The organism is Yinghuangia sp. YIM S09857, from assembly GCF_051388915.1.
Taxonomy (GTDB): domain Bacteria; phylum Actinomycetota; class Actinomycetes; order Streptomycetales; family Streptomycetaceae; genus Yinghuangia.
In genome coordinates, this window is record NZ_JBPKBH010000009.1 from 304,092 (window position 1) to 322,014 (window position 17,923).

The 17,923-nt window shown below is 72.6% G+C and carries 14 protein-coding genes; 4 read left to right on the top strand and 10 right to left on the bottom strand.

What is annotated here, in order from left to right; translation table 11 throughout:
• A partial coding sequence (locus tag ACRX5S_RS21560) for a TetR/AcrR family transcriptional regulator (protein WP_436774642.1) occupies positions 1 to 366 on the bottom strand: 366 nt, incomplete at its 3' end.
• 220 nt (positions 367 to 586) lie between these two features.
• On the opposite strand from ACRX5S_RS21560, the gene mshC reads away from it, so the two are divergent.
• Complete coding sequence (gene mshC, locus ACRX5S_RS21565; RefSeq protein ID WP_436774643.1) at positions 587 to 1,813, top strand: cysteine--1-D-myo-inosityl 2-amino-2-deoxy-alpha-D-glucopyranoside ligase; 1,227 nt, start codon at positions 587 to 589, stop codon at positions 1,811 to 1,813.
• 95 nt (positions 1,814 to 1,908) lie between these two features.
• Here mshC and ACRX5S_RS21570 read toward each other — a convergent pair whose 3' ends face one another.
• Positions 1,909 to 3,534 (bottom strand): ABC transporter substrate-binding protein, encoded by a 1,626-nt coding sequence (locus ACRX5S_RS21570; RefSeq protein ID WP_436774644.1) that lies wholly within the window; start codon positions 3,532 to 3,534, stop codon positions 1,909 to 1,911.
• Between the two features lie 133 nt (positions 3,535 to 3,667).
• On the bottom strand, positions 3,668 to 4,468 hold the full coding sequence (locus ACRX5S_RS21575) for a TauD/TfdA family dioxygenase (protein WP_436774645.1): 801 nt from the start codon (positions 4,466 to 4,468) through the stop codon (positions 3,668 to 3,670).
• A gap of 68 nt (positions 4,469 to 4,536) precedes the next feature.
• Here ACRX5S_RS21575 and ACRX5S_RS21580 point away from each other — a divergent pair, with 68 nt between their 5' ends.
• Entirely contained in the window at positions 4,537 to 5,193 is a 657-nt protein-coding gene (locus tag ACRX5S_RS21580; protein WP_436774646.1) for a TetR/AcrR family transcriptional regulator, read from the top strand.
• Between the two features lie 133 nt (positions 5,194 to 5,326).
• On the opposite strand, the gene ACRX5S_RS21585 is transcribed toward ACRX5S_RS21580, so the two are convergent.
• Positions 5,327 to 5,920 (bottom strand): DUF6643 family protein, encoded by a 594-nt coding sequence (locus tag ACRX5S_RS21585; protein ID WP_436774647.1) that lies wholly within the window; start codon positions 5,918 to 5,920, stop codon positions 5,327 to 5,329.
• 393 nt (positions 5,921 to 6,313) lie between these two features.
• On the opposite strand from ACRX5S_RS21585, the gene ACRX5S_RS21590 reads away from it, so the two are divergent.
• Complete coding sequence (locus ACRX5S_RS21590) at positions 6,314 to 7,390, top strand: ADP-ribosylglycohydrolase family protein (protein WP_436774648.1); 1,077 nt, start codon at positions 6,314 to 6,316, stop codon at positions 7,388 to 7,390.
• 302 nt (positions 7,391 to 7,692) lie between these two features.
• On the opposite strand, the gene ACRX5S_RS21595 is transcribed toward ACRX5S_RS21590, so the two are convergent.
• The 6 genes from ACRX5S_RS21595 to ACRX5S_RS21620 all read right to left on the bottom strand — a co-directional run bounded on the left by ACRX5S_RS21595 (position 7,693) and on the right by ACRX5S_RS21620 (position 16,235).
• Positions 7,693 to 8,919: a DegT/DnrJ/EryC1/StrS family aminotransferase gene (locus ACRX5S_RS21595; protein ID WP_436774649.1), complete on the bottom strand. Its 1,227-nt coding sequence runs from the start codon at positions 8,917 to 8,919 to the stop codon at positions 7,693 to 7,695.
• On the bottom strand, positions 8,910 to 10,487 hold the full coding sequence (locus ACRX5S_RS21600; protein WP_436774650.1) for a hypothetical protein: 1,578 nt from the start codon (positions 10,485 to 10,487) through the stop codon (positions 8,910 to 8,912). Before ACRX5S_RS21600 ends, ACRX5S_RS21595 begins: the two co-directional genes overlap by 10 nt.
• Positions 10,484 to 11,689 (bottom strand): GNAT family N-acetyltransferase, encoded by a 1,206-nt coding sequence (locus ACRX5S_RS21605; protein WP_436774651.1) that lies wholly within the window; start codon positions 11,687 to 11,689, stop codon positions 10,484 to 10,486. The genes ACRX5S_RS21600 and ACRX5S_RS21605 overlap by 4 nt, the downstream gene beginning before the upstream one ends.
• Positions 11,686 to 12,882 (bottom strand): glycosyltransferase, encoded by a 1,197-nt coding sequence (locus tag ACRX5S_RS21610; RefSeq protein WP_436774652.1) that lies wholly within the window; start codon positions 12,880 to 12,882, stop codon positions 11,686 to 11,688. The genes ACRX5S_RS21605 and ACRX5S_RS21610 overlap by 4 nt, the downstream gene beginning before the upstream one ends.
• A complete protein-coding gene (locus ACRX5S_RS21615; RefSeq protein ID WP_436774653.1) occupies positions 12,879 to 14,903 on the bottom strand; it encodes an AAA family ATPase in 2,025 nt (674 codons plus the stop codon). Before ACRX5S_RS21615 ends, ACRX5S_RS21610 begins: the two co-directional genes overlap by 4 nt.
• Positions 14,904 to 15,080: 177 nt before the next feature.
• Positions 15,081 to 16,235 (bottom strand): glycosyltransferase, encoded by a 1,155-nt coding sequence (locus tag ACRX5S_RS21620; protein WP_436774654.1) that lies wholly within the window; start codon positions 16,233 to 16,235, stop codon positions 15,081 to 15,083.
• A 439-nt stretch (positions 16,236 to 16,674) separates the two neighbouring features.
• Here ACRX5S_RS21620 and ACRX5S_RS21625 point away from each other — a divergent pair, with 439 nt between their 5' ends.
• The gene (locus ACRX5S_RS21625) at positions 16,675 to 17,865 is read left to right on the top strand and encodes a glycosyltransferase family 4 protein (protein ID WP_436774655.1); all 1,191 of its coding nucleotides are present in this window, start codon (positions 16,675 to 16,677) and stop codon (positions 17,863 to 17,865) included.
• Positions 17,866 to 17,923: the final 58 nt, after the last annotated feature.

Consider the following 17,923-nt stretch of genomic DNA (forward strand, 5'->3'; position numbering starts at 1 on the left):
CCCCCCGCGCCCGGCGAGCGCGGGCATCGTCGCGCCGATCCCCGCGTCCAGCGCGCTGTGCATGAACATGCGGAGGGCCTGGTACGCATCGCCTCCGTGCGCCTCCGCGTCCTCCGCCGCCTTCGCCATCGCCGCGAACGTGTCGAGCACGACCGCGCGGATCAGATCGTCCCGCTCGGGGAAGCGGCGGTAGAGCGTCGCGATGCCGACGCCGGCGTGCCGGGCGATCTCGTCCAGCGGGGCGTCCGGCCCGGACTCGATGAAGATGCGGCGCGCGGCCTCGATGATGAGCTGCCGGTTGCGCTGCGCGTCGGCGCGCATCCGGCCCTCGCCGGAGTCCTTGCGCTTCGCTTCGGTGCCCGCCATGTCCGCCGCCTCGCTTCGCTCTCGTGGGTGGTGCGCTCGGGTGGTGCCCCGGTCCAGGTGGAGAGATTTCCTCCGCTTGAAGAAGACCGTAGCAGAAGTGGAGAGATTTTCTCCACTAGTTCTCGCGGTCGACTTCGGCGGCGTGTCGCGGCCTCCGGTCGGAGCGCGTTCGGGGCCGCCGGTATCCGGCTCGCGCTCACGTACCGTTACGCTCATAGGCATGTATGCCTGGCCCGCACCCGAACTGCCCGTCCTGCCAGGTCAGGGCGCGTCCCTGCGCGTGTTCGACAGCGCCGCCCGCGACCTCGTCACGACCGACCCGGGGCCCGTCGCCGGGCTCTACGTCTGCGGCATCACGCCGTACGACGCAACCCACATGGGGCATGCCGCGACCTACGTCGCGTTCGACCTCCTCCAGCGGGCCTGGCGCGATGCGGGCCACCGCGTGCACTACGTGCAGAACGTCACCGATGTGGACGACCCGCTCCTGGAGCGCGCGGCCCGGGACGGCGAGGACTGGACCGAGCTGGCGGAGCGCGAGACCACGCTGTTCCGCGAGGACATGACGGCCCTGCGCGTGCTGCCGCCGGACCACTACATCGGCGTGGTCGAGGCCATCGACCGCATCGTCCCGCTGATCGTGGACCTGCGGGACAAGGGCGCCGCGTACGACGTCGACGGCGACATCTACTTCTCGGTGGCCTCCGACGTGCGCTTCGGCGGCGTGTCGGGCTACACCGCCGACGAGATGCTCAAGCTGTCCGCGGAACGCGGCGGCGATCCCGACCGGCCCGGCAAGAAGAACCCGCTCGACCCGCTGCTGTGGCGCGCGGCGCGCGACGGCGAGCCCTCGTGGCCCAGCCCGCTGGGCCCCGGCCGCCCGGGCTGGCACGTGGAGTGCGTCGCCATCGCGCTCGAACACCTCGGCATGGCCTTCGACGTGCAGGGCGGCGGCTCGGACCTGGTGTTCCCGCACCACGAGATGGGCGCCTCGCACGCCCAGGTCGCCACCGGCGAGGCGCCGTACGCCAAGGCGTACGTGCACGCGGGCATGGTCGCGCTGCACGGCGAGAAGATGTCGAAGTCGCGCGGCAACCTGGTGTTCGTCTCGGCGCTGCGCAGGAGCGGCGTCGACCCGATGGCCATGCGCCTGGCCCTGCTCGCGCACCACTACCGCAGTGACTGGGAGTGGACGGACGAGGTCCTGGCCACCGCCGAGGCCAGGCTCGAGCGCTGGCGTGCCGCGGTCTCGCGTCCTGACGGCCCCTCGGCCGACACGCTCCTGGGCCGGCTGCGGGCGCGCCTGGCCGACGACCTCGACGCGCCCGGAGCCCTGGCCGCGATGGACGCGTGGGCCGAACGCCAGCTCACCGAGGGCGGCACGGAGGAGTCCGCCCCCGGTGTCGCGTCCCGAGCGGTCGACGCGCTGCTGGGTATTGCGCTCTGACCGCTGACCGCTGACCGCAGACCGCTGACCGCTGACTGCTGGCCGTCGGCCGCTGACCGGTGACTGCTGACTGCTGACCGTCGGCTGTAGGCCGGTCAGCTCGTGCGGCCGAGGCGATCCGGTAGCAGGCAGGCGTCACCGAACATCGTGACGCCGGTGATGTGCTTGCGGTACGCCGTCGCCGAGCAGGCGTTGAGGTAGGCCCACACCGGCACTTGCTCGGCCACGATGCGCTGCACGCGTGCGTACGCGGCCTGCCGGACGGCCGTGTCGACGGCCGTGCGCGCCTCGTCCAGGGCCCGGTCCGCCTCGGCGCTGCTCCACGCGCCGAGGTTGGCCTGCCCGCCGGTGCGCAGCAGCTCGTACAGCGTCGGCTCGGGGTCGGTGAACGCGACGCTGAACAGCGACGCCTGGAAGTCGCGGTTGACGATGACGCCCGACTGGTAGCCGGGTCCGTCGACCGCGCGGATCTCCATCTGCGCGTTCTTGAGGGTGAGCAGGCGGCTCTGCACGTACTCGGCGGTCTTGCGCGAGGCCGGGCTGTTGAGCGTGGTGAAGGTGAACTTCAACGGCTTGCCCGCGGCGGCCAGTTCGTCGAGGAGCGACTGCGCCCGCGCGAGGTCCTGGCCGGGCTGCCGGGCGTCCGCGGCGGCGAAGGGCGTGTCGGCGGGGAAGAGGCCGGCGGCTCCCGGCGTGTCGCGCCCGTAGACGGTCCTGACCAGGTCGGACGAGTCCAGCGCGGCGGCGAACGCCTGTCGGGCGCGTACGTCGTCGAACGGCGCGCGGGCGGTGTTGAAGACGACCAGGAAGCCGCCGGCCAGGACGGCTTCCGCCACCCCGAGCCCCGCGTCCCGGGCCGCCCCCGCCTGCGCCTGCGAGGAGGCGAGCAGCAGGTCGGCGCCGCCGGACGACACGGTGTCGACCTGCTGCCGCTCGTCCAGCGCCGTCCTGACGACGAACCGGTCCAGGTACGGGCGTTCCGGCTGCCAGTAGCGCGGGTTGCGCTCGAACGTCATCTGGCTGCCGCGCGTCCACGACGCGAGCACGAAAGGCCCCGCGCCGACCGGGTTCGCCGCGAAGCCCGCCGCGTCCGCGGCGATGGCCTTGGGGGAGCCGACGAACGCCAGACTCCTCGCCACCACGCCGTCGAAGTGCGGGTTGGGTGCGGGCAGCGTCACGGTGAGCGTCGTCGGGTCGGTGACCGCGAGCCGCAGGTCCTTGGCGATCCGGTACTGCGGCGACCGTACGCCCGGGTCGGCGGCCCGCGCCCAGTTGAAGCGCACCGCGTCGGCGTCCAGCGTGGTTCCGTCGGAGAACAGCACGCCGGGGCGGAGCTTGAGCACCCAGGTCGTGCCGCCGTCCGCGGTGGTGAGCGACTCGGCGAGCTGCGGGCGTACTTCGCCGGTGCGCTGGTCCGCGTACACGAGCGCGTCGAACACCGCGGCCATGCGGGTGCCGTACGTGATGCCCGTGGGGTTGACGGCCGCCGGGTCGAAGCCGTTGGCCTCCAGGGAGAGGATGAGCGTCGCCGTTCCGCCGCGCACCGCGGGCGCCGTCGGGTCGGCCGCCGGGGCGTCGGCGGAGTCGCCGCCTCCGCCGCAGGCCGTCAGCGAGGCCGCGAGGGCGGAGGACACCACTCCGGCGGAGAACACGCGGCGGGTCATGCCGGACGGGTGGCCGGCGGCGGTGGGAACGGTCAGTCTTCGGGCGGTGAGGGTCATGGGGGCTCCAGGGGAAGGGCGTGCGCGGGGCGCGGGGGCGAGTGCCATGCGTGCGCGGGGTGTTCGGCGGGCGCGTCGGCGGCCGGCCGGACAGGCGCCGCGGCAGGGTCGGCGGGGCGCGTCAGCGGGTGTGTCAGCGCGGTGCGTCGCCCTCGATGACGATGCGGTGCATGACGCGCGGCCCCTCGTAGTCGTAGACCGCGTAGTGCTGGGTGCTGCGGTTGTCCCACAGCGCGATGTCGCCGGGGCGCCAGGTCAGCCGCACCTGGAACTCGGGCCGGGTCACGTGGTCGAACAGGAACGGCAGCAGCAACTCGTTTTCGCGTTCGTCGAGTTCGACGATCCGGGTGGTGAAGATCCGGTTCACGTAGAGGCAGCGGCGGCCGGTGGCGGGGTGGGTGCGCACCACGGGGTGGACGACGGGCGGCAGCGCGTCCTTGTCACCTCCGCGGTGTGAGCGCGACTTGGTGAAGTCGTGCTCGGCGGTGAGTCCGTCGAGCAGGCCGCGCATCGGCGCGGACAGCGACGCGTACGCGCTCTCCATGTCGGCCCACAGCGTGTCGCCGCCGACGGGAGGAAGGGACACCGCGCGCAACATCGTGCCCATGGGGGGCCGGGCCATGAAGGTCGCGTCGCTGTGCCAGATGTCGGCGTTCGAGACCTTCGGGCCCTCGCCGCCGGTGGCCAGCACCATCACCTCCGGCAGGTCGGGGGCCGCGGGCTCGCCGAACGGGAAGTGCTGCAACGTGCCGAACCCCGCCGCGAAGTCGCGCTGGTGGTACGCCGTGACGTCCTGGTCGCGGAAGAAGAGCACCTGGTGGGTGTGCAGTGCGTCGGCGAGCGCCGCGTATGCCGGAGCGTCCAGCGGTTCGCGTACGTCGAGGCCGCGGACCTCGGCGCCGATCGCGGGGGTGAGCGGGTGGATGTCGAACACGGGATACCTCGCGAGCGATGAGACAGTTTGACTTAATTCGTTGAGACGGAATGTCTTACACTGCTCGCATGGATGTCAAGACCCGGACCCGGGCACGGATTCTGGACGCCGCCGAACGCCTGTTCGCCGAGCGCGGCGTCGCGGACGTGTCGCTGCGCGAGATCGGCGCGGCCGCGGGCCAGCGCAACAACTCGGCGGTGCAGTACCACTTCGGCACGCGGGACACCCTGGTCCGGGCGCTGTACGAGGACCGCCTCGCACCCCTCAACGCGCGCCGCCTGGAACTGCTCGCGGAGCTGCCCGACGCGCGGCGCGACGACCTCGGCGCCCTCGTGGACATCTACGTGCGCCCGCTCGCCGAGGCCATGCGCGACAACCGGCGCGAGGACAGCCACTACGCGCGCTTCGTGCACCGCTTCACGCTGGAGGACGCGCCGGTGTCGCCGCCGCTGGGCGAGGACTTCGCGGGTGGCATCAGGCAGGTGACGGCGCGGATCGGGGACGTGCTCGCCGCGGACGAGCCGGATCTGCCGCCGGGCAATCGCGCCGCGCGGCTGCGCCTCATGCAGTTGCTGGTGACGGCGACTCTCGCGGACGCCGAGCGCAGGCTGAGTGACGGCAGCGAACTACCGCTGCCTTTCGACGAGTTGACCGCGGATCTGCGGGCCGCCGCAGTGGGCGTGCTGCGCGCGGCGGCGTCGTCGGAACTGCCGCCCCGCGGCTGACGGCCGCCGACCGGGCGTGGCATGGCCGATGGCGGACGGAGGTCTCCGTCCGCCTTGGTGGGTCGTCAGTGGCGCTCGGCTGTCAGTAACGCCCGGCCTTCAGTAACGCTCGACCTTCAGAAACGATCGGCCGTCAGTAGCGGTCCTGGAAGCCGGTCGGCTCCGGGCGGCCCGCCATGCGCGGGGGCGGGACCTGGCCGCCGTACTGCTGCGGTGCACCCGGCGCGGGACGGTAGCCCTGCGGCGCACCGGGGGCCGGGCGGTAGCCCTGGGGGAGCGGCTGACCCACGTACTGCTGCGGCGGTTGCGGGGCCGTCGCGTACTGCCCGCTCTGCTGCCCGGCGATCGGCGTGAAGGGCAGCGGCGCGGGCGGCGTCGGTGCGGGGGCATAGCCCGGCGACGCGTACCCGGCGTTGGCGTAGGGCGAACCGCCGTACGAGGAACCGGAATACGTCGCGGCGGGCGCCGCGGGCGCGGTGTACGACGGGCTCGAATACGACGAACCGCCGTACGAGGAACCGGAGTAGGAGGAAGGCAGCGCGGGCAGCGCCGGCAGTGCCGGGCGCTCGCCGAAGCGCGAGTAGTGACCGAGCCCCGTGAAGTCCGGCGCGGGCACATGCATGGGTCCGATCTCCGGGCGGCCCCGCTCGGCCACCAGACGGTCGTAGATCGGGGTCTCCGAATACGGCGAATAGATGCCGCCGTCAAAGGCTCGAGCCGAGGTCATGGCCGATAAGGTACGCGATCCGGAGCCGTTGCGAACCCCCTTCGAGCTGTCGAATTTCCGGGGTACGCGTTGGTTTTACGCCAAGGACCCGAAGCACCCCCCTCACATGCAACGTGCACGTAACCAACGGTGGTCGGCATGGACCGATAACGTCCGATTGGGCCATTGGCGTACAGATGTACGACGAAGTGTGGCCATCGCGCCCCGCGCGGAGCATGATGGCTGCTTGTGGCCCGCCGGCTCACCGCACGACAGCTTCACCGGGCCCATTCGGAACCCACCGCACTTGTGTGCACCCGCACTTGTGCACAGTGCACACGTGTCGACCGCAGTTGTGTCGACCGCACTTGTGTCCACCAGTAACGCATGACCCACCCACGGGGGAGGGACCACGTGCGACGCGAACGAACCGAACCGGGCGGCGCGAGCCGTCGGCACCGTGCGGATGCCGCGACGGAGCGGCCCCACCGGGCGGCTCCGCGCGAGCCCGCCGACGACGCCGCGATCGACGCGGGCCTACCGCCCGACGGGCCTCCCGACACACCGCCGCCCGACGACGTCCTCCTCGACCGCATCCAAGGCGGCTGGCTGGGACGCTGCGCGGGCGCGCACATGATGGCCGACCCGGCCGAAGTACTGGACCGCTGCGACGCCGTCGACCGCGCGGTGCTGACGCTGCGGCTGCTGGAGACGTACGGTCCGGGCTTCACCCACGAGCAGATGGCGTCGCTATGGCTGCTGACCCTGCCCTTCCTGCGGCCCGGCGGCGCCGAACGGGCCGCCTACCGCATGCTCGTCGACGGCGTGACCGCATCCGGGCGGGTCGGCGCCGTGCGCAGGCCCGAGCCCATGCAGGAAGGCGACGGCGCGCTGCCCCGGGCCGACCTGTACGGATACATCGCGCCCGGCGATCCCCGGCGCGCCGCGCGGCTGGCCCGCAAGGACGCGCAACTCTCGCACGTCGCGAGCGGGCTCTACGGCGCCATGTGGGTCGCCGCCCTCTCGTCGGCGGCCTTCACGGCACGCGACGCCACCGAGGCGGTCGCCGTTTCGCTGCGGCACATCCCGCCCAGGTCGCGCCTGTGCGACGCCTTGTGCGAGGTGCTGGTCGGGCACGCGCGCGGGCGTACATGGGCGGAGGTCGTCGACGACATCCACCGCAGCCACGGGCACTACGGCCCACGGCACACCGTCGGCAACGCGTGTCTGATCGCCGCCGGACTGCTGTGGGGTGACGGGGACTGGACTGAGACGGTGCGCCTGACGGTCCGCGGCGGCTGGGACACGGAAGTCGGTGCCGCGGCCGCGGGTTCGGTGGCCGGCGTGCTCGCGGGCACCGGGGGCATCCCCGCCGAATGGCGGCAGGCGGCAAAGGACCGGGTCCGCACCGCGGTCCCGGACGCCGGCGACTGCCGCATTGCCGACTTGGCCGGGAGGACGTACGCACTCGTGCGCCCGAGCACGTCGTAGGTCCGCCGAACACCCGAACACCCGAACATCCGAAGCCGCGAACACCCGAACACCCGATCATCAGAACACTCGGCCATCGGAACACCCGAAGCTGCGAACACCCGATCGCCCACCCGGCGAACACCCGCGACACACGAACTGCTTTTCGGGAACCGGCCGCGCCGAAAGCGGCCGCCCGCCGAACAGCGGGGAAATTCGCTGCGCTATTCGGACACGCCCTTCCGGAATGCGTCGTCGCGGCGCGTCACATTTTGTGTGGATGTGCGCGGCCGATTAGCCCGCGCACATCCACACAACCACCTTCAGAGCCGCGCGGCGTGCGCCTGGATGCGGACCACCGCGTCCGCGACGCGCAGGATTGTCGTCTCGTCCATGTGCGACCACAGCGGCACCGTCAGCACGCGGTCGGCCATCTCCTCGGTCACCGGGAGCCGCCACGCGCCGTGCAGCGGGGCGTACGCCTTCTGCACGTGCACCGCCGGATGGAAGTACCGGCGGGAGTCGATCCCCTCGGCCTTCAGAGCAGCCGCCAACACCGGTACGCCGCAGCCGAATTCGGCGGGGTCGACGATCAGCGTCAGGTCCTTCCACGTCGACGTGTCGCCGTCCGCGAGCGCGGGCAGGCGTACGCCGGGCAACCCCTCGATCCGAGCCGCGAAGGCCGCCGCCAGCGCGCCCCGGTGCGCGACCCGCTCCGGCAGCGTGCGCAGCGACACCAGCGCGAGGGCCGCGTGCAGTTCCGACATCCGCGCGTTCAGCCCCGGGAACACGCAGTCGTAGTCGCCCGGATTGCCGTATCCCCGACCGAGCCGGATCGTCTCGGCCAGCGCGGCGTCGCGCGTCGCGACGAGGCCGCCCTCGGCCGCCGCGAGGACCTTGGTCGGGCTGAGACTGAACACCTCGGCCGTGCCGAACCCGCCGACCGGCGCCCCGGCGCGGCGGCTGCCGAACGCGTGCGCCGCGTCGTACAGCAGCGGTACGCCCCACTCCGTGGCGACCTTGTCCAACTCCTCGACGTGGCAAGGCGTTCCATACACGTGCGTGGCCATCAGCGCGGCCACGGTCGGGGGCGAGCCCTCCGACGCGTCGATCTCCCGACTTGCGCTCCCCGGGTCCAGCGTGAGCGTCGCGTGGTCCACGTCGGCGAAACCCGGGAGTGCGCCCGCCCAGTGCGCCGCGTGTGCGGTGGCCGAGAACGTGAAGCTCGGCATCACGACCCGCCGGCCCGCGACACCGAACGCCTGGAGTGCGAGCATCAACCCGCTCGTGCAACTCGCCACCGCGACCACATGCGGTACGTCCAGGAACTCGGCCGCGGCGTCCTCCAGTTCGCGCACCGTATCGCCGTTCGTCAACTGCCCGCTGGTGAGGATCGCGTCGAACCGGCGGTCGAGCTCCGCCCGGTCCGGGACCTGAACGCGCGTCAGCGGAAGCCCCTCCGGGAACGCCGGAGTCCCCCCGAGTACCGCCGGAAGCGCGGCCCCTGAAGCCGCCGACGCCCCGTCCTGCCCACCCATCGTCACCGCCATTGCGGATCCCCCCTCCCGGTGGCCGGGACCCCCGTCCCGGCCGGATTGGTCGTGCCCGAAACCCCCGTACCCGGCATCACCGGCGACCCGGCGCCGCGCGTACTCCCGTCGAAATCAACGAAGTTCGCGGTACCGGAGGCAACCGCGGCGGCCGCACCGCCCATCGTGGCCCCCGCACCCGCACCCGCACCCGCCCGCGCCTTGGCCGGAACCCTTCGGCGGCGCCGGACCTCCTGCCCGTCCGGCGCCTCGGGTTTGGGGATCGCGAGCAGGATGAGCACGAACGGGAACACCTGCACCCGTTCGCGCGTCAGGATGCCGAAGTTCTTGATATTGGCGAACGCCATCGCGAACACCAGTACGTACACCAGCGCGAACGCCAGGTACGGGCGTCTGATCAGCAGCGCCGGCAGGCGCCGCAGCCGGGCCAGCGATGTCACGAACAGCGCCAGCAGCAGCACGCCTTCGAGTGATGCCAACAAAGCCTGCATGTTGTGCACTTCGAACGGGAACGGCCGGAACAGCACGGTCATCAGCGACTGCGGCAGATGCGACGGCGAGATGACGCTCGTCTGCTCGGCAGTCGCCTGCGCCGAGCCGCCTTGCGACGTCAGCGTCTGCGTGCGGTTGACGACCTCGGTCGCCGACCCCGCGCTCAGGTCCGTCGTCCCGAAGAACTTGCCCACCTGTTTCAGGGCGATCACCGCGCCCGCGCCCAGCACCACCGCGCCCAGCCCGGCGCGGATCGGCCCCAGCGCCGACACCTGCTGAGGTCTGCTGCGCAGCAGATAGCCGACGATCAGCCCGCACATCACCAGCACGGTCACGTGCGGCCGGACCATCGTGGTGCCCAGCATGCCGAGCAGCAGGAACAGGTACGCGCCGCGCCGCCGCACGAGCAGCAGCGCGCAGCCGTACGCACACATGCCGAGTGTGAACAGCATCCAGGTGTCCTTGCCGATGCCGGACGGCCAGAACAGCAGCGACGGCAGGAAGAACACCAGCTTGGAATAGCGCTTTCGGTCCCCGTCGGGATACGCGATCGTGAACGCCCGCCAGCACAGGTACAGGCCCCAGAATCCCAGCCACGAGTACACGAGATAGCCGGACAGGATCGACTGCCCGACGAACGCGTACACGATGCCGGTCAGGATCATGATGAAACCGGTGCCGATGACCTTGCGGCCGATGTCGACCGTGAAGTCGCCGTCCCGGAAGAAGACCGCCAGATGGCGGCCTTCGAGGTCGTACATCGCGGCGTCGGCATTGCCGCCGTACAAGTGGAACGACATCCAGTACCGCGCGAAACAGGCCACCAGCTTGGCGACCAGCGCCCACACCACGATCTTCTGGAACCACGGCTCGTCGTCCCGGGTCAGCCGCTCCAGGATCGGGATGCTGAGGGTGAGCAGCAGCGGGAAGACGATGAGCGCCCCCCACATGTCGTACGCCCGGTTCTCCATCGACCACGCGAACACGGCAACGTAGAACCCGACCACCCCGGTCGCGGCGACGCCGGCCCACGGTATCCGCGGGCGGCGGAACCGCGGCAGCGCGGTGCCGCTCAAAAGACCTCCAGGTCACCCAGGGCCAGATGCCAGGAGTTCAGGGTGTGGGGGTCGAGGCCGTACGGGAGCGGGCGCAGCGGGCGCGCGACGAGCAGCATGCCGGTGCGCGGCGGCGTCGCGTATCCCGCGTACCGGGCCGCGCGCGACGCGTCCGAACCGGGCGTCAGGTGGGTCGCGACGTGGTCGCAGCCGGACAGCCCGGCGGCGGAGAGCAGCCGCCGCGCGGTCATCCGGTCGCCCGGCCGGATCAGGAGCTGAGACAGGGTGAACTCGGCCAGCGGACCGCGCATGCGCGGGCGGCCGAACGCGACCCCGTCCAGTGCGCCCTGGCGGTACGCGGCGACCACCCGGTAGTCCAGACCCGGCGCGTCGCCGTACCGCCAGCGCAGGTACGCCTCGGTCGGCCGGGTGCGCAGCCGGTCGGGCCACAGCGCCGCGTCGGCCGAGTCCGCGTCGCCGATCAGCTCCTCCAGTCCGTTGCGCGCGGCCGGGTCGGAGAAGAACTGCCGGGCGGTCGGGAAGCGGCAGCGGATGTGCGAGGCGTCCGCGGTCGACTTCGGCAGCTCGGAGACGTCCGGCAGGTTCGTCGACCGGAAGCCGGAGCCGGAGGCGTACGAGCTGCTCACCGCGCCGGCCCCGGGCCGGGTGCGCCCGAAGTCGACCGTCGACCCGGACACCTTGGCCTCCGCGGCCTCCCCGGACCGCAGTTCGCGCAGCCCCTTGGCGAACGCCAGCGGCCGGATCGGGTGCAGCGCGATCGGCACCTTGCCCACCTCGCGCCAGCCCATCTTGAGATAGCCGGGCAGGCTGTTGGCGTTCGGTGTGTTGAACACCAGGTCGGTGTCGTCCGCGAGCCTGTCCAGCAGGTCCCGGGTCATCCGGGTGAACAGGCCGCGCCCCTGCATCGCGGGGTGGGTCGCGGTGTCCACCGCCCGCACCGCGCGCACCGGTTCGCCCTGGTGCACGAACTCCCAGCGCAGGAACAGCCGCACGGCGGCGATCGCACCGTCCGGCGTCTCCGCGACCAGGCCCGGGCTGGCACCGAACGGGTTGTCGTGGTGCTTCCAGTCGAAGAACTCCTGGGTGCGCTCGCCGGTCGGCCCGCCCCCCACGAGCGCGGCGGCCAGCAGCCCGAGCACCTGCGGCTCGTCGTCCTTCGTCAACTCCCGGACCAGGACATCCCCTTGGGATCGGTCGGTCATCGTCTCAGCACCTCCCGGTACACGTCCTCGATCCGTGCCTGCGCGCCCGCGACGTCGAACGACTCCGACCGCAGGCGTGCGGCCTTGCCCCACGCACGCCGTCGTGCCGGATCCGCCGCCGCCTCCGCGAGCGCCGCCGCCAATGCGGCCGGATCCCCCGAGGGTACGACGCGCCCCTCGACTCCGTCCGCCACGATCTCGGGCATGCCCCCGACATCGGTGACGACAACCGGCAAACCGGTCGCCATCGCCTCCATCAGCGCGACCGGCAGCCCCTCCTGTCGCGAACCCAGGGCGAACACGTCGAACGCGGGCAGCAGTTCGGGGACGTCGCCGCGCGACCCGGTGAAGACCACCGAGCCGGCGAGGTCAGGGCGGGACGCGCGCTCACGCAACTGCGGCTCCAGCGGGCCCAGACCGACCAGGACCAGGCGCGCCGCCGGTTCGCGGCGCCGCAGCAGCGCGTGCGCCTCCAGCAGGCCCATGTGGTCCTTCTTCGGCGTGAAGTTCGCGACCACGCCGTAGGTGAACGCGTCCGGGTCCAGGTCCAGCAGCCGCCGCGCCCGCTCGCGGCCGCCCGCGCCCTGGAGCACGCCGCCCAGGTCGGGGCCGTGGTAGACGATCCGCAGCGGCTCGACGCCGGCGCGCGCCCGCGGCAGCCGATCTGGCGCGATCGTCTCGGCGACCGCCTTCGACACCGCGATGACGGCCGAATTCCGCCGGTACGTCCACGCGTTCGCGAGGCGCGTCGGCGTGCGATAGCGGTGCCACAGGTTGTGCTCGGTGTGCACCAGCGCGACCCCGCGCCGCAGCAGTACGCGGGCCGCGACCGCGGGGACGGGCATGTGCGTGTGCACCAGGTCGTACCCGCGCGCGGCGACCAGCCGGCGCAGGCGCAGCGGCCAGGCGCGGTCGGCCCGCGCGGCACCGCCGGCGGCCGGTCCCGGGTCCGCGCGTCCGCCGTCGGGCGCGGGGCGCTCGCCGAGGCAGTGCACGCGCACCCCGGCGTCGCGCAGGGCCGGGACCAGGGCGTCCTTCCACGGCAGGACGTACGCGACCTCCACCTCGAACCGCTCTCGGTCCACGTGGCGGGCGCAGTTGACGAGCAACTGCTCGGCACCGCCGCGGCCCAGGCCCTTGGTCAGCCACAGCACGCGCGTCCGGGCGGCGGACGCGGGCGCCGCGCCGGTCACGACAGGTCCTCCGGGCCGGACCGCCCGCCGCGGCCCTGGCGGCCGCCGGGACGGCCGAACTGGCCGAGGTCGCTCGGGTCGTCGTCCAGGAACCCGCCGCCGCCGCCGTAGCCGCTCGGACCGCCGTCGAAGCGGTCGTCGAGGTCCGCGGAGTAGGAGCCGGAACGGGGTTCGCCGGGACGCACGCTGATGGTGCGCAGCTCGGCGGTGTGCACGAAGGAGTCCGAGTCGGGTTCGCGCGCGGCGGGCGTGCGGGGCTGGTCGTCGTCCGAGGACTCGCCGCCGCCCGGGCGCACCACGGCGGCACCGTCGCCGCTCCCGCCGCCGATCTCGGGGCGCTGCGCCCAGGTCGGGGCCGCGCGTTCGCCGTCCTCGGCGAGTTCGCCCGCGGCGTTGGAGCGGCCGCGCAGGATCAGGCCGCTGCCCGGCACGCTGATCGAGGACAGGCCGCGACCGCGGCCGACCGTGGACGGGTCGGTGCCGATCAGCGCGATGCCCGCCACCGGGACGCCGGTCCGCGTCAACAGCTCGGACACACGCGACGCCTGATCGGGCGTCAGGTTGCCGCTGCGGGTGACCACGAGCATCGCGTCGGAGTGCTGCACCAGGTCGTTCGTGTCGTTCGCGAACAGCAGCGGCGCGCTGTCCAGCAGCACGACGTCCGCGTGGTGCCGGGCCCGGGCGATGACCTCGCCGACGCGCAGCAGCAACGCGGCCGGGTAACTGGTCGGCGCCCCACCGGTGATCACCCGCACGTGCGGGATCTCGGTGCCGCGGATGACGTGCGCGAGGTCCGTCTCGCGGTCGGACAGCAGGAGTTCGGACAGCCCGGTCCCGGTCTTCGCACCGAGGTACAGGTGGGTCTCGGGGTTGCGGAAGTCGCAGTCCAGTACGAGCACGGACCGGCCGGCCTCGGCGAGCGCCGCGGCGAGGTTGGCCACGGTGCTCGTCCGCCCGTCGCCGGGCTTGGGGGAGACCACCAGGATGACCGGTGCCGGATCGGTGAACTGCCGTACCGGCAGCGACGACGCGCGGCCGGTGCGCGGCGGCGTCTCGCCGAGCCGGAACGCGAGCCCGGGCGGACCGGACAGCAGCAGCGCGGACCGCAGCGAGCGGTACGCCTCCGACACCGGACTGCCGGGTCGCGCCGCGACCAGTACCGAATACCCCGCTCGCATGCGCCGCGACGCGCGCGGCACCTCCGCGATGACGGGCATGCCGAACGCGTCCTCGACCTGGAGCCGGGTGCGCAGGCGCATGTCCATGCGGTCGACCATGAGCGCGGCGACGAGGCCGAGGGCGAGCCCGAGGGCGCCGGCGAGTGCGAGGCGCAGCGAACGGGACGTGGGGGCCAGGATGCTGGTCGACGCGTCCGCCGAACTGCGCATGTTGTCCTGGACGAGGACCTTGGGGTCGTTGAACGGCAGCGAGTACTTCTCGAACTCCGCCGACAGCGCCCGGTACGACTCCTGCTTGGTCGTCAGGTCGGCCTGCTGGATGCTGGTGAGCCGCTGCGCGGCCGGAAGCGCGTCGACCTCCTTCTGGAGCCGGGCGACCTCGGTGCGCAGCTTGTCGAGTTCGGGGCGCACGCTGTCGGCGATGGCCTGGGCCTTTGCACGCTGCTTCGCGGCGAAGACCTCGACCGTCGTCACCGCCCAGGTGCGAGCGAGCAGTTCGGACTCTTCCTTGCTCGGTCCCTTGGCGGTCACCGAGAACACCCCGGTGTCGCCGTCGACGCTGGTGGTGACGCGGGCGGCGATCAGCGCCGGATCCTTGTTGATCTTGGTGCCCACCGCCTTGGCGACGTCGCCGCCATCCGAGTCGAACTTCACCTCGACGAGCTGGAACTCCTTGTCCGTCTCGGGCGAGCGGACGATCGAGATGGTGCTCTCCCAGTCGTTGCCCAGCGCCTTGGGATCCTTCGGGGTGAGCATGAACCCGGCGACCAACCCCACCGCCAGGCATGCCACCACCAGTTTCCAGCGGCGCTGCAAGACGGAGAAGTAGCTAGAGGTCTCCACCGGTCCCCCTCCGGATCGCGGTCAAGGAGTGCGCAGGGCGAGGTGCGTGAGCGGTCGGCCACGATGCGTTCTCGCGGCAGGTCAACGGTAGTTGAACGGCTCCGACGGCGAACTGCTCGGCTGTGTCGGAACTGTGGAGGTTTTCCCCGTACGGCCGGTACTCGTGGGTCGTGTGGGTCACGTGCGCTTCCCTGCCCGTGCGCGTGCGTAGAAGTCGACCATCCGGTCGCAGACCCGGTCGACGGTGAAGGTGTCGAGGAAGCGCGACAGGGCCGCATCGGCCCGGGTGTTCGCCGCCGCCCGGTCGGTCAGTGCCGCGACCAGCGCGGCGGCGAGGGCCGGGGCGTCCTCGGTCGGCACGAGCACCGCGCAGTCGCCGGACCCGACGATCTCGCGCACCGGCGGAAGGTCCGTCGTCACCACCGGCACGCCCGCGCCCATCGCCTCGATGACGACGCTGCCCAGACCCTCCCAGCGCGACGACAGCACGAAGACGTCGGCGGCGCCCATGAGTTCCGGTACGTCGCGGCGTTCGCCCAGGAAGCGCACGTACTCCTCGCCGCCGACCGACTCCGCGGCGGCCCGCAGCAGCGCGGTCTGCGTCCCGGGCGGCCCGGCCAGCACCAGGACCGCTTCGGGGACGGTCATGCGCACCGTGCCGAACGCCTCGACGAGCACGTCCAGGCCCTTCTGGTACTCCTGCCGGGCGGCGGCCAGCACCACGGGGGTGTCGGCGGCCAGGCCCAGTTCGGCGCGTACCGCATGGCGTTGCTTGCGGGCGGCGGCCAGCAGCTCCGGGTCCCGGCCGCGCGGCACCACGTCGATGCGGTCGCGACGAACCGCGAGCCGGCGCGCCATGACGTCGGCGACGTGCTCGGTGAGCGCGTGGAACCGGCGCACGCCGCGCGCGGTGGCCGCGTCGAGGCCCTGCGCCGCGCGCAGCTTCCAGGGCCGCAGCGTGGGCGACGCGAACTGCTCGGGCCCGTAGGCGGAGTTGACCAGGCTGGACACCACCGGGACCCGGCAGGCCAGCGCCGCCGTGCGCCCCGCGACGTCCGCCTCGAAGAGCGTGGTGTGCACCAGGTCGGGGCGCCGGTCGCGGATCACGCGGCGCAGCCCGGCGGCGGAACCCGCGCGGGAGCCCCGGTGCACGCCGAACAGCGCGACGCCGGCGTCCGCCAACTCAGGCTGGAATCCGTCCATGTCGAGCAGATACGCGACGTCCAGCTCGACGCCGCGGCGGATCAGATGCGGCGCCGTCACTGCCAGCGCCTGTTCGGCCCCCCCGGCCCGATCGACACTGTCGATCACGTGCAACACGTGCACGGGCACAACCCCCAATGTCTTCCAGCGCCCGACGACGAGCCCTGGCACCACCCCGAGTACCACCCGAAGACGTCCCGCCGCACTCCCCGACGACGGTCCCCACCGGTGAGCCTAGCGATCGAACCCGGCAAAGGGGCGGGTTCTCCGAACGCCGCGGCGACGTGGCCGCGAGCGTGGTGCGGTGGCCACAAACCTTCACCGGTTCTCGCCGCCCAGCACGGCGCCTCGCGGCGTTGCAGGACCTCGCGAGTACGGCCGAGTACGAGCTTCGGCCCTGCGCCTTGCGATGCACCGCACTGAACGACGAGAACCGGCGAACGTTCGTGGCCACCGCACTCGCGATCCGCTGTACGGCGATGTCCGGCGGATGCGGCGCGGCGCGGGGCGATGTGTGGCAGCCTGCGTGTCCATGCGCAGCTCACCACCCCGGAGCGGGGTGTTGCACGTGATCACCGACCCCCGGCGCCGGGGGGCCCAGACCTTCGCCCACGACCTGCACGAGGCCCTGCGGGCGCGCGGAGTCGGCTCCGAGATCGTCGCGTTGGCCCCGACTCCGGGTGCGGGCGGGTCCGTGGGCCCGGATGCGCCCGGGGCCGCGGCCGCCGGTCCGGACTCCGCCCGGCTGCCCGTCCCGACGCTCGGATCCGGCCGCCTGGACCGCCGCACGCTCGCGGTGCTGCGCGACCGCGCGCGGCAGACACACGTCGTCGTCGCGCACGGGTCGTCGACGCTGCCGGCCTGTGCGACCTCGCTGGTTTTCGCCCGAACTCCGTTCATCTATGTCAATATCGGTGATCCGCGGCACTGGGCGGCAAGTCCGGCCAGAAGGCTGCGGGTCGGGGTGATGCTGCGGCGCGCCGCGGCCGTCGCCTCGGTGTCGCCGATCGGACGCGATCTCCTCGTCGCCCGGTACGGGCTGCCCGCCGCCGCGGTGCGGGCCATCCCGAACGGGCGCCGCCCGGAGGCGTACCCGCGCGTGGACGACAAGTCGCGCACGCGGGCGCGCGAGGAACTGGGGATCGCCGAGGACGCGGTGGTGCTCGCGGTCGTCGGGGCGCTGAGCCCGGAGAAGCGGGTCGACATCGCCATCGAGGGCTTCGCGCGCTACGCGGAGACGGCCGACCGGGCCGCGTCCTCCGCCTCGGACGCCACCGGACGCCACCCGCAACTTCCGGACTCGGAAAGGCTCCTGTTGATCGCCGGCGACGGCACGGAGCGTGCGCGATTGCAGCGGACGGCTGCGGAGCGGGCTCCCGGCCGCGTACGGTTCCTCGGTACCGTGGACGACGCCGCGCGGGTCTACCGGGCGGCCGACGCGCTGTTGCTCACCAGCGACAGCGAGGGCGTCCCCGGTGTGCTGGTCGAGGCGGGCCTGTCGGGGATTCCGGCGGTCGCGACGGATGTGGGGTTCGTCCGCGACGTCGTCCTCGACGGGCGCACCGGCGCACTCGCCGCGCCCGGCGACCCCGGCGCGGTGGCGGAGGCCATCGGCCGCGTGCTCGCCGACCGCGGCACGATGGGCGCGGCGGCGCACCGGTACTGCCTGGACGCCTTTGCGATGGATTCGGTGGTGGACGCTTGGCAAGATCTCCTGCGTGCCGTCGCCGGGCCCGCCGGAGTGGTAGACAAGGCGTAACAGGGGACAGGGCTGGGGGAGTTCGGCCGATCAGGCCGGATATGGAGGCCCGCGAAAA